Origin of the sequence: Rhodococcus sp. YL-1 (genome assembly GCF_001942025.1) — a bacterium.
GTDB classification, from domain to species: domain Bacteria; phylum Actinomycetota; class Actinomycetes; order Mycobacteriales; family Mycobacteriaceae; genus Rhodococcus_F; species Rhodococcus_F qingshengii.
Genome location: NZ_CP017299.1, coordinates 1666667 through 1678130 on the forward strand (window position 1 = coordinate 1666667; position 11464 = coordinate 1678130).

Genomic DNA, 11464 nt, shown 5'->3' on the forward strand with positions numbered 1-11464 from the left:
CGCTCGCGCCCCTCGGTTAGAAAGGTCGACCGCATGTCCAGCAGCACTGCAGCATTCGGCTCCAGCGTCCTGGGGTATCCGCGCATCGGGCCGCGCCGTGAGCTCAAGCGCGCCCTCGAGTCCTACTGGCACGGCACTTCGGACAAGGACGCACTTCTCGCGGTCGCCAAGGAACTCCAGGAATCGACCTGGAGCGAATTGGCTGCGACGGGATTGAGCCAGGTTCCCGGCAACACCTTCTCCTTCTACGATCACGTGCTCGACAATGCGCTGCTCTTCGGCGCAGTGCCGGAGCGGTTCAAGCCGCTCGAGGGCGCCCTCGAGCCGCTCGATTTCTACTTCACTATGGCCCGCGGCCGCCCGGACTTCCCGCCTCTCGAGCTGGTGCGCTTCTTCGGTACGAACTACTACTACCGTCAGCCCGAGATCGACGCGAACACAGTGTTCTCGCTCAACTCGGATGCACTTCTCGACGAGTTCGAACGTGCGAAGGCGCGCGGCATCGAATTGCGCCCCGTCATCATGGGGCCCGTCTCGCTGCTTCTGCTTTCGAAGGTCGGACCTGCCACCGAGAAGTCCGATCCGAACTTCACCCCGCTCGACCTGTTGGACGCGCTCCTGCCCGAGTACGAGAAGCTCTTCGAGCAGCTCGCCAAGGCCGGTGCGACCTGTGTTCAGTTGGACGAGCCTTCGGTCACCGAGGACCGCACCCCCGAGGAGCTAGCCGCTCTGGGACGTGCGTACGAGAAGCTTTCGACGGCCCCGCTGCGCCCGCGCCTGTTGGTGACGGGTCCGTACGGCAAGTTCGGCGAAGCCCTCAACATCTTGGCGCCCACCAAGATCGAAGCCTTCGGTCTGGACCTGGTGCACGGCAAGATCACGGCCGAGGAACTGGCCGCGGTGCCGAACATCAAGCGCAAGCGCATCTACGCGGGCGTCGTCGACGGTCGCAACGTCTGGCGCGTCGACCGGTTCAACACCTTGACGTACCTGAACGAACTCAAAGACGTTGTGCCTGACCTCGTCGTCTCCACGTCGTCGTCGCTGCTGCACGTGCCGTACGACGTGCTCTCCGAGTACGACATTCCGGGAGACGTCGCAGACCGTCTGGCTTTTGCGAAGCAGAAGGTCGGCGAAGTCGTCTCACTGGCGAAGGCGCTCACCGAAGGTCCTTCGGACAAGTGGCGTAAGCGTCCGACGAAGGTGCACTTCAAGCTCAAGCACGCTGTCCGTGCTCGGGTGAACGCGATCAAGCCCGAAGATCGTGTGCGTGCACCGTACGAGGAGCGTCGTAAGGCTCAGCAGGAACGGTTGAATCTGCCCTTGGTGCCGGCCCAGACACTGGGTTCGTTCCCGCAGACCGACGCGATTCGCCAGGCTCGTTACGAACTCGGCCAGGGGCGTTTGGAGTGGGACGACTACTACAAGCGCATCCAGGAAGAGATCGAGCGCACAATCCGTCTGCAAGAGGACATCGGTCTCGATGTTTTCGTGCACGGCGAGCACGAGCGCAACGACATGGTCCAGTACTTCGCCGAACTGCTCGAGGGCTATGCCTTCACGCACAACGGTTGGGTTCAGGCCTACGGATCTCGTTGCACGCGTCCGCCGATCCTCTACGGCGACATCGCACGTCCGAAGCCGATGACGGTCGAGTGGATTGCGTACGCGCAGTCGCTGACCGACAAGCCGGTCAAGGGCATGCTGACGGGTCCGGTCACCATGATCGCCCGTTCGTTCGTTCGCCAGGATCAGCCGCTCTACGAAACGGCAGAGCAACTGGCACTTGTCATTCGAGACGAAATCGCGGATCTCGAAGCTGCCGGAATCGCCATCATCCAGGTGGACGAACCGGCAATTCGTGAACTGCTGCCACTGCGTGAGGACGGCCGGGAGGCCTACCTGGAGTGGGCCGTCGACGCGTTCCGTCTGGCAACGGGTGGAGCGAAGCCGGAAACACAGATCCACACACATTTGACGTACTCCGCTCGGTCGTCGGTGGTCGACGCCATCGAACGGTTGGACGCCGATGTGACGGCTATCGTCGCGACCCGCTCCATCACGTGGGTTCTCGAAGCACTCAAGGAAGGCGCGCTCACGCACGGCGTCGGCCCCGGTGTCTACGAATCTCGCTCGGCTCGGATTCCCGACATCGACGAACTCGACGAATTGCTCACCGAGGCAAGCGAATCGATCTCTCTCGATCGATTGTGGGCAAATCCGGACGGCGGCCTCAAGACCCGCCATCCGTGGCAACTCGAGCCTTCGCTGCGCAATATGGTTGCGGCCGCGAGGCGCCTGCGTCGTCGGGCGGAGCAAGCCGAGCGCGACGCCGGGTAAGTCACGTAAAGAACAAGTCATGGAGGGGCCTGCGAGTTGCAGGTCCCTCCATGCACGGGTAGGCATGTGTGCATGGTTACTGCTGCTGCTTATGCCGCGACGTCCGCTGACGGTCCCCTCGAGAAGACCACTGTCGAACGCCGCGAGCTCGGTCCACTGGACATTCTCATCGACATCAAATTTGCCGGCATCTGCCATTCCGACATCCACACCGCTCGCAACGAGTGGGGCGGAGCCAAGTACCCGATCGTCCCCGGACACGAAATCGCCGGCGTCGTCGCCGCCGTGGGGTCCGATGTCACCAAGCACAAGGTCGGCGACCGCGTGGGCGTCGGCTGCTTCGTCGACTCGTGCGGGGAGTGCGACGCCTGCACCGCCGGTGAAGAGCAGTACTGCCGCAAGGGTGTGACGGGTACGTACAACGCCACCGGCCGCGACGGCGAGCGCACTCAGGGTGGCTACTCGACGCACATCGTCGTCACCGAGCACTTCGTGCTCTCGATCCCGGAGGGCATCGAACTCGACGTTGCAGCGCCGCTCCTGTGCGCGGGCATCACCTTGTACTCACCGCTGCGGCACTGGAATGCCGGCCCCGGCAAGAAGGTCGCCATCATCGGGTTCGGCGGCCTCGGTCACGTCGGTGTGAAGATCGCCAAGGCGCTCGGCGCGGAAGTCACCGTCCTGAGCCAGACGCTCGGCAAGAAGGAAGACGGCCTTCGTCTCGGTGCCGATCACTACTACGCGACCAACGACCGTGAGACGTTCAAGGCTCTTCGTGGCGAGTTCGACCTGATCCTCAACACGGTCTCGGTCAACCTCGACATCGACGCCTACATGTCCTTGCTCGCCATCAACGGCACTCTCGTCGAACTCGGCCTGCCCGAGAAGCCGATCGAAGTTCGAGCATTCTCGCTCGCCGCAAACCGTCGTAGCCTCGCCGGCTCCATGGTCGGCGGTATCCCGCAGACACAGGAGATGCTCGACTTCTGCGCCGAGCACGGCATCGGCGCAGAAATCGAACTGATCCCGGCGAGCGACATCAACGACGCTTACGAGCGCGTGATCAAGAGCGACGTCCGATACCGATTCGTGATCGACACCGCAACGATCTGACCCGCCCGGTCCTGCTCAGTCGAATTGTTCGCGGAGCTCAGTCGAGTTGCTCGCGAAGATTACTCAATGTCTTCGCGAGCAACCTCGACACGTGCATCTGGGACACACCGACTTTCTCGGCGATCTGTGTCTGCGTCAGATTTCCGAAGAATCTGAGCATCAACACCGTCCGCTCTCGCTCGGGCAGCTTGTCGAGAAGCGGACGCAACGCCTCGTGATTCTCGACGTTCTCGAGTGCTGCGTCGTAGTCACCGAGTGTTTCCACGAGCGGGAGATCGTCGGTGTGATTGGACGCGGCACCGTCGACCGAGACCGTCTGATACGCGTTGCCGGCGATCAAGGCCTGGGCAACTTCTTCGCGTTCGATCCCCAACGTCTCGGCCAACTCGTCGACGGTCGGCGCGTGCCCGAGCTGTTGTGACAGCTCGCTGATGGCCTGCCCGAGTTGGAAGTGCAACTCCTTCATCCGGCGGGGAACCCGCAATGCCCAACCGGTGTCGCGGAAGTGTCGTCGAACCTCGCCCATGACGGTGGGAACTGCGAACGAGACGAAATCGGATCCGCGCGTGGAATCGAAACGGTCGACGGCGTTGACCAGACCGAGACGCGCCACCTGAACCAGATCGTCGTGTGCCTCGCCACGACCGTCGAATCGTCTGGCGATGTGCTCGGCCAACGGTAGGCATCTGGTGATGAGTGCAGTGCGCACTCGTTCGTACTCCGGGCTGTGGGGCTCGAGGGTCCGCAGTTCCTCGAAAACTGGTATTACGTCCCGATATTCGTCGGTGGACCGCCGACGCGGGCGTGACGGGCCGTCTGCGGAAGCGGTCACAGGCGCCCGCTGAGGGCCTTGGTGAACTTCATGGTGGTGATGTAGCCGACGCCGCCGAGGTTCTCTTCCTGGTCGAGCGAAATCGAATCGGTGAGTTCGGTGAGGATGTGCCACCCGAACGAACGCTGACTGCTGTCCTCGTACTCCGTGGTCGTCGTGGACACGGACACGTGCAATTGCGGGGGCGTGAAGACGAACCGACACACCAGAACCGAATCAGGCGCAGCGCGAACGATCAGATGCGTACAGATTTCGTCCATGGCCAGTTTGATGTCGGCGATGGCGTCGAGGTCGAAGTTTTCCTGAATGGCAACGGTGGCGGCCAGTGCACGCAAAATCGACAGCTGATCGAGAGTCGCTTGAATCCTCAACTCCACAACTGGCTGAGTCTGATCCTGATCGGGCTCGAGTGCGCTGAGGTGTGCCATAAGTTCTCCGGATCGTCGTACCAGGGGTCGCGGTGAAGTCTGGTGCCGAGAACGATACCCATCCCGACCTTCACAGTGACCCCCGAACACGAAATTTGGTCGATGGTGGTGTCGGGGTAAACGACACGATTCTGCTCACGACCGTTGGCGATCGCAACATCGGATTACCTCGCGGAACCGCAGACCAAACCACATTTTTGTTCGGAACACCGAAACGAATGGTCGCAACGCACTTGTGACGTCCGTCATGCTGGCGTACTGTTTCAAACCGAGGTTGAGCACACAGCCGATGAGGGATTTATCCGTATTTCTGGAGACCCGTTCATCGTGCGTCTCCTTCGGAGGTCCCTTCTCTTTTGCAGAGTGTAAACCGTTGCGGGATGGGAGAACCATGACTGTTGTTCCAGGATCATCTATTTCAGGCTTTACGAACGCGGCGAAGGGATCGGTAGACTACGGACCTCCCGCGACCGGGACAGCGACCGCATCGTTTCACGCGCACCGCATCAGTGCACACACCGCTGTGATCAAAGTTCGTGGTGAGATCGATCTGATGAGCGCCAATGCTTTTCGTGACTTCTTGACGTACCACGTGGCCGCGGACCGGACGCTGGTCGTCGATCTATCCGAACTCGAATTCATGGGGACGTGCGGCTTGTCCGTACTGTCGGTCCTGTCGACGCGATCACGCGACGTGGGCGGCACACTCGCGCTCGTCTGCGCCCGCCCGGTGCAAAGGTTGCTCAAAGCAGCTGGTCAGGAGTCGATGTTTGCCTGCTACGAGTCGCTCGATCATGCAATCGGACTCGAAGAGACCCGACGTTTCCCCGCTTGATCACGCAGTTTCAGTCCAAGCTTCGTGAAATTCAGTTTCGTAGAGCCCGTCAGCGTCAGTGCACTTCACTTCGGTGAGTGCCCTTGTGTTGGCGGGCTCTCGGCGGTGCTGTGACGCAGCGGCCGTAGGTGCGGACCACTTCGGTGGCGACGTGATCCCACGAATACGATTCGCACGCTCGGGCCCGGCTCTGCCGTGCAAACGCCGCGCCTTCGTCCTCGTCGTCGAGAAGATGGCGGACTGCGCGCGCGGTTTCCACCGGGTTGTTGACCGGGACCCGACGCCCGGTGAGTCCGTCGATCACCGTATCCCGCAGTCCGCCAACAGGAGTCGCGACTACGGGAACTCCGCACGCCATTGCTTCCAGCGCCGCGATTCCGAACGGTTCGTATCGAGGGGTGCACACGAGGGCGTCGGCCGATCGCATCAGTTTCGGTAGTTGGCGGTGCGGAACCCGTCCCAACAATTGGACGCGATCTGCGACGCCGAGGCGCTCGGCGAGCTTGACCAAGCGGATCGCCACTTCGTCGGTGCTCAGTTGCGCGACGGGTGGCCCGCCGATCACCACCAACTCCGTATCCGGCAGCGAAGCCAGCGCGGCGACGGCAACATCGAAGCCCTTCTGCTCCACCAGTCTTCCGACGCAGATCAATCGATGCGGTGCGGTTTTCTTCGCGGCGGGTCCCTCCGGGGTGAATGCTTCGGTGTCCACGCCCGAGGGCACCATCGTGGTCCGTGATCGCGGTGATCCCTGCCGGACCAGATCGAAGATTTCGTCCGAACTGGTCGCGATGACATGGGTTGCGCCCCTGGCGATCAACGGTTCCAGGTGAGTCCGCTCCGAGGGGCTGTCGTCGGCTGCTCCAAGGTGGCGGTGCGCCGCAGATCCCAGGGAATGGAATGTCTGAAGTACGGGGATGCCGAGCGATCGGGTCGCGAGTTCCGTTGCCACACCGGACATCCAGAAGTGCGAGTGCACCACATCGGGTCGGTCGGTACTCCACTGAGCGCGCAGAATGCTGGCAAAGGTTCCCAGGTGAGGGAGGATGTCGGCATCCGGAAGAGCCTGCGTCGGGCCGGCCTCGAGATAGTCGACGGAGTACCCGGCGCGGGCGCGAACGCGGTCCGGCCCACCGACGTGGGCACGCCTGGTGAAGACGGTGACGTCGTGTCCGGCACGAACCAAGGCGGCAGACAGTTCGTCGACGTGCAGGTTCTGTGCACCGGCTGCCGAGCAGCCCACCGGTGCGAGTGGATCGGCGTTCACCGACACCATGGAGATCTTCAGCATTCGTCCGGGAGCCATAGCGGGCGAGTACTTCATCGGGTCCCCTCTCCACTTGATCGGTTCGTCTGGGGATACCCGGAGTCCGTGATCTGAACCGGGTTTCGACGCGGTCAGCGCTGGGCACATTCCAAACACGATGGCGAGGAGTGAGGTTCGATGACAGAACAAATGCTGGTCGACGCAACCGTCGGACTCGGGTTCGAGCGGTACGTACAACGGGTGGCGGTCGGTGTGGGGGCCGGCATCGAGCAGTGGTGTTGCAGGCGCGAGCACCCTCTGGAGGCTTACATCGCATTGGACCGAACTGTGCCGCGTTTCCCCGGGCGCGAGGTGGCTTTGCTGTGGGAGGAGACGTGCGGTTGGGCCCTGGCCGTGGAGACCAGATCAGGGGAGGACCTCATCGTTCTCGGATATCTGGGCGAACACGCAGTGCCGACCCCGGACGCCGTCGCCGATTTTGCCGCGACACTGGGTACGCGCAGCCCACACTGGGTCATGAACAGACCATTGGCGGATTCGGACGAGACCGCGCGAGAACTGCGGAGCTACTCCGGAAGTGCTTACGCCTGAACAGTATCGAGGTCCGATCGGCTCAGTTGACTACATCCAGGATGGGATCGAGAACCGGAGTCGCTGCAGCCTCGACGGCCGGATCGTCCATGAGCTTGAAAACGATGTGACCACCGAGCGCGCCACCGACACCGACCGCGGTGAGCCCCAGCACCGACAGCACTCGCGCCAGCGCGAGTGAGTCCTTTCCGCGTAGCCTGTACGACGCCGCAAAAGACCAGATCCCCACTGCATTCGACGCCGCGTGCACCAGCCCCACTCGGCGTGCGACGTCGCCACGTTCGGACCAGTCCAGCCATCCCGTCAGCAAAGCCGGCGGAGTCGAAACCAATCCGAGCCCGATCAGCCGTCGTGCAGTCTGCGGATCGCCTAGAACATCGAAGATCAACGAAGCCGTCCACGCGCCCGCGGGAATGGTCACGAGGGCAGGATGGATGGGATGCCCGACGGCGGCGCCGCGCAGAAGTGCGGCGACAGTGCGCGATCGGTCGGATCGCTCCGTGATCTCGAGGATTCTGCGCCTGAGGCCAGTGGACGGACCGTCCAGTCCGCGAGCGGATTCGATTCCGCGATAAAGAGTTCCGATGTCCATGTAATTCGGCTACCCGGCGTAGACGTCGGGAAACCTCGCGAGTGCGGTGTCTTGTCGACCGTCATGCTCCGGCGTACGGTCGAAACGAAAGAGATCCGACCGGAGGAGCGAACGATGAAGCTCAATCTCTTTGCAGCGTGGGCGTCGTATTTCCTGGTGCTGGCCACAGTGGTCTGCCTCGGCAGTTTTCTGGTGGCGGCAGGTTCAGGCCAGGGTGGTTGGGCATTGATCGCCGGCCTCGCCGGCGTCGCGTGCATCGGCCTCGCGGTAGCCCTGTACGCCAGTACTGTGCGTCACGACCACAAAGTGCACCGCGAATCCCCACACCTGTTCTGATCAGGCCTGCTTCTGATCAAGACTGTGCGAGTCGTGCCTTCTCCGCCTCGATGTCGAAGTCGGCAGGGGGCCAGTCGAGATCGAGCTTTTCCAGAGCGTCGATCAGTAGCTCCGTGACCGCAATGCGGCTGTACCACTTCCGATCACACGGCACGACGTACCACGGCGCGTGCTCGGTCGACGTCTTGTCGAGCATTGCCTGATACGCCTGTTGATATGCAGGCCACAAACCGCGTTCGGTCACGTCGCCGGGGTTGTACTTCCAATACTTGTCCGGGCGGTCGAGACGTTCTTCGAGTCGCTTCTTCTGCTCGTCGAGCGAGACGAACATCGCGACTTTCACGATAGTGGTTCCGGCGTCGACGAGTTCCTTTTCGAACTGGTTGATCTCGTCGTAGCGCTTGCTCCAGACATCCTCCGGGACAAGATCGTGGACGCGCACTACCAGGACGTCCTCGTAGTGGGAGCGATCGAACACACCGAGATAGCCGCCGCGGGGGAGTTCCTTCTTGATCCGCCAAAGGTAGTGATGTTGCTTTTCCTCTTCGGTCGGGACGCCGAAGGCCGCGTGCTGAACTCCCGAAGGATCCACGTGACCGATCACGTGTCGGACCATGCCGCCCTTGCCTGCGGTGTCCATTCCTTGCAGAACCAGCAGGACTGAACGACTGTTTCCTGACCGGCCGTTGGCGTACAGCAACTCCTGCAGGTCGGACAGAACCGCGCCGCGCTCCTCGAGCAGACGTTCGCCGTCAGCTTTGTTTCCGGTGAATCCCGGAGTGCTGTTGCGATCGAGTTGATCGAGTTCGAACCCGGGCTCCGCCCGCAGGGTCTTGGCGGCCGGTGTTTCCCACAGCGAGTCTTGTGCCATGCCGAAAGAGTGCCACAGGATCGCGCCCGGCGGCTCGAAAGTTCGGTCTCGGGCGAGTCAGTCCTCGGCAGGCTTGACGAGGGGATGCGGAACCGACTTGAACTTGGCCGGTGATCCGTTGACCGCCGCTATGCCGGTGATGCCGCCCCACGTCATCATCGTGAGGTAGTCGATCAGCGATTCCGCGGACATCGACTTGTTGGAGATCCACCAGTGCGTCGCGAGCTGAATTCCGCCGACGATCCCGAACGCCCACGGCAGCGAACCGCCGGAATCCATCTCCATCTCGCGAAGACGATTGCCCAACACCGTGGAGAGCAATTCGGCGATCATGCGCTCGGAATCGGCAACGACGTCGCGGTTGGCGCCGGCGCCGTTGGCCATGACGTAGAGGTAGATGTCGGGGTCGGATGCCACCGTCTCGACGTATGCGGTGATGCTCGCCTGGGTGAGTTCGAAATCGTCGAGATCGCCACTGATCGCTTCGTAGATACGCGGCGACAGGATGGTCTCGACGTACCGCATCATCGTGGCGGTGGTGAGGTCGCTCTTGTCGGCGAAGTATCGGTAGAGCACGGTCTTGGAGACACCGATCTCGGACGCGATCTCGTCCATGCCGATCTCACGGCCGCGCGCGCGGATGGCGGCGATGGTGCCGTCGACGAGTTCCTCGCGGCGAGCGATCTTGTGCTCACGCCAACGACGCTTACGACCGTCGGATTTCTCGGGCTTCGCATCAGCAACGACTGGGCCGTCTACCTGCTCGTTGTCCTGCACGGCATTCTTGGCCACGAGTCATCTCATATCTGTGGTGCGAGCCACGTCCGATCGGTCTACTTTCCGGTCCAGCTTAATGTCCGCGCCTTTATCTCGGGCACTCACATCCGCAGTTCGGGGGATTAGGTCCTGCAGAATCGGACTTCGTGTCGCTCGCGCTACGCCGCGTCACACCTTTCGGCACAATGGCGAGGGTGCAGCAACTGAGCCTCTCCGCCTTCGACGACGCCGCCAAGCGTCGGGACCTTCGCAAGATGAAGGTCTTCGCTACTGGCCTTCTGGGCTTCGCGACGGTGGTCTACATCTTCTGCCGGTGGCAGGAATCCCGCGGCGCCGGAGAGTGGGTCGGGTACGTCCGGGCCGCGTCCGAGGCGGGCATGGTCGGCGCGCTTGCCGACTGGTTTGCCGTCACCGCGCTCTTCCGTCATCCGATGGGCCTTCCCATCCCGCACACTGCCATCATCAAGCGTAAGAAAGACCAGCTCGGAGCCAGCCTGAGCTCATTCGTCGGTCAAAACTTCCTGGCTCCCGAGGTTGTGTCGGCCAAGGTGCAGCAGGCGCAGATTCCGCTGCGGCTCGGAACGTGGATGGCCGAACCTGCCAACGCCGCTCGCGTCGCCGCCGAGACGTCGACGGTCTTGCGCGGCATGGTCGAGGTTCTTCGCGACGAGGACATCGCCCAGATCATCGACAACACGATCGTGAAGCGTCTGGCCGAGCCCATGTGGGGACCGCCGATCGGCCGAGTGCTCGGTGAACTTCTCAAGGACAACAAGCAACTGCCGATCATCGAATTGCTTGCCGAGCGGGCACATCAGTGGGCTCTCGGCAGCCAGGAGACGATCGATCGTGTGATCGTTCGCGATTCGCCCGCGTGGTCGCCGAAGTTCGTCGACGCCATGCTGGGGGAGAAGATCTACAAGGAACTAGTCGAGTTCACCTGGAAGGTCCGTTCCAACCCCGAACACGAGGTACGCCTCGCCGCCAACCGCTTCCTGATCGACTTCGCCGATGATCTGCAGAACGACCCGGAGACCATCAAGAAGGCCGAGGGGATCAAGGCCGAGATCATGGGTCGCGAGGAAGTGACGGGTCTGGCGTCGTCGACATGGCAGGTTGCCAAGCGGCTCATCATGGAGTCCGTCGACGATCCGAACAGCACCCTGCGGACCAAGGTCGCCGAGAACGTCGCCGGCTTCGGAGTCAGGCTGCGTGACGACGAGTCCATGCGTGAGAAGGTCGACGGCTGGCTGGTGCAGGGCACCAAGTACATCGCGGAGAACTACACCGACGAGATCACTGGAGTCATCAGTGACACCGTCGAGCGGTGGGACGCCGACGAAGCGAGCCAGAAGATCGAGTTGCAGGTCGGTCGAGATCTTCAGTTCATCCGTATCAACGGCACCGTTGTGGGCTCGATCGCCGGACTGCTGATCTACACGATTTCGACGCTCATCTTCGGCTGAGCTGTCCGGTATGTGA

12 protein-coding genes are annotated in these 11464 nt (G+C 62.2%); 6 read left to right on the forward strand and 6 right to left on the reverse strand.

Annotated features, from left to right (window positions below; genetic code table 11):
* The first annotated feature begins 33 nt into the window (after nucleotides 1-33).
* Complete coding sequence (metE, locus tag BH682_RS07840) at nucleotides 34-2340, forward strand: 5-methyltetrahydropteroyltriglutamate--homocysteine S-methyltransferase (protein WP_003941510.1); 2307 nt, start codon at nucleotides 34-36, stop codon at nucleotides 2338-2340.
* A 72-nt stretch (nucleotides 2341-2412) separates the two neighbouring features.
* Nucleotides 2413-3453, forward strand: a complete 1041-nt coding sequence (locus tag BH682_RS07845; RefSeq protein WP_042452947.1) for an NAD(P)-dependent alcohol dehydrogenase — start codon at nucleotides 2413-2415, stop codon at nucleotides 3451-3453.
* A gap of 37 nt (nucleotides 3454-3490) precedes the next feature.
* Here BH682_RS07845 and BH682_RS07850 read toward each other — a convergent pair whose 3' ends face one another.
* Together BH682_RS07850 and BH682_RS07855 are read right to left on the reverse strand one after the other, a co-directional pair.
* Entirely contained in the window at nucleotides 3491-4285 is a 795-nt protein-coding gene (locus tag BH682_RS07850) for an RNA polymerase sigma factor SigF (RefSeq protein ID WP_003941515.1), read from the reverse strand.
* The gene (locus BH682_RS07855) at nucleotides 4282-4713 is read right to left on the reverse strand and encodes an ATP-binding protein (protein WP_003941553.1); all 432 of its coding nucleotides are present in this window, start codon (nucleotides 4711-4713) and stop codon (nucleotides 4282-4284) included. Before BH682_RS07855 ends, BH682_RS07850 begins: the two co-directional genes overlap by 4 nt.
* Before the next feature lie 391 nt (nucleotides 4714-5104).
* On the opposite strand from BH682_RS07855, the gene BH682_RS07865 reads away from it, so the two are divergent.
* Nucleotides 5105-5548 carry an STAS domain-containing protein gene (locus BH682_RS07865; protein WP_007735372.1) on the forward strand — a complete coding sequence of 148 codons (444 nt, stop codon included), beginning with the start codon at nucleotides 5105-5107 and terminating at the stop codon, nucleotides 5546-5548.
* Nucleotides 5549-5603: 55 nt separating this feature from the next.
* On the opposite strand, the gene BH682_RS07870 is transcribed toward BH682_RS07865, so the two are convergent.
* A complete protein-coding gene (locus BH682_RS07870; protein WP_003941555.1) occupies nucleotides 5604-6872 on the reverse strand; it encodes a glycosyltransferase in 1269 nt (422 codons plus the stop codon).
* Between the two features lie 120 nt (nucleotides 6873-6992).
* On the opposite strand from BH682_RS07870, the gene BH682_RS07875 reads away from it, so the two are divergent.
* Nucleotides 6993-7406, forward strand: coding sequence for a DUF6292 family protein (locus BH682_RS07875; protein WP_003941464.1), 414 nt, complete (start codon nucleotides 6993-6995; stop codon nucleotides 7404-7406).
* 22 nt (nucleotides 7407-7428) lie between these two features.
* Here BH682_RS07875 and BH682_RS07880 read toward each other — a convergent pair whose 3' ends face one another.
* Nucleotides 7429-7998, reverse strand: a complete 570-nt coding sequence (locus BH682_RS07880) for a DUF2231 domain-containing protein (protein WP_007735369.1) — start codon at nucleotides 7996-7998, stop codon at nucleotides 7429-7431.
* A gap of 114 nt (nucleotides 7999-8112) precedes the next feature.
* On the opposite strand from BH682_RS07880, the gene BH682_RS07885 reads away from it, so the two are divergent.
* On the forward strand, nucleotides 8113-8334 hold the full coding sequence (locus BH682_RS07885; protein ID WP_039973486.1) for a hypothetical protein: 222 nt from the start codon (nucleotides 8113-8115) through the stop codon (nucleotides 8332-8334).
* Nucleotides 8335-8350: 16 nt separating this feature from the next.
* On the opposite strand, the gene BH682_RS07890 is transcribed toward BH682_RS07885, so the two are convergent.
* Together BH682_RS07890 and BH682_RS07895 are read right to left on the reverse strand one after the other, a co-directional pair.
* Complete coding sequence (locus BH682_RS07890; protein ID WP_042923278.1) at nucleotides 8351-9205, reverse strand: polyphosphate kinase 2 family protein; 855 nt, start codon at nucleotides 9203-9205, stop codon at nucleotides 8351-8353.
* A gap of 57 nt (nucleotides 9206-9262) precedes the next feature.
* Nucleotides 9263-9997 (reverse strand): TetR/AcrR family transcriptional regulator, encoded by a 735-nt coding sequence (locus BH682_RS07895; protein ID WP_003941527.1) that lies wholly within the window; start codon nucleotides 9995-9997, stop codon nucleotides 9263-9265.
* 170 nt (nucleotides 9998-10167) lie between these two features.
* Between BH682_RS07895 and BH682_RS07900 the strand changes: the two genes are divergently transcribed.
* Entirely contained in the window at nucleotides 10168-11448 is a 1281-nt protein-coding gene (locus BH682_RS07900) for a DUF445 domain-containing protein (RefSeq protein WP_020968906.1), read from the forward strand.
* The last annotated feature ends 16 nt before the right edge of the window (nucleotides 11449-11464 follow it).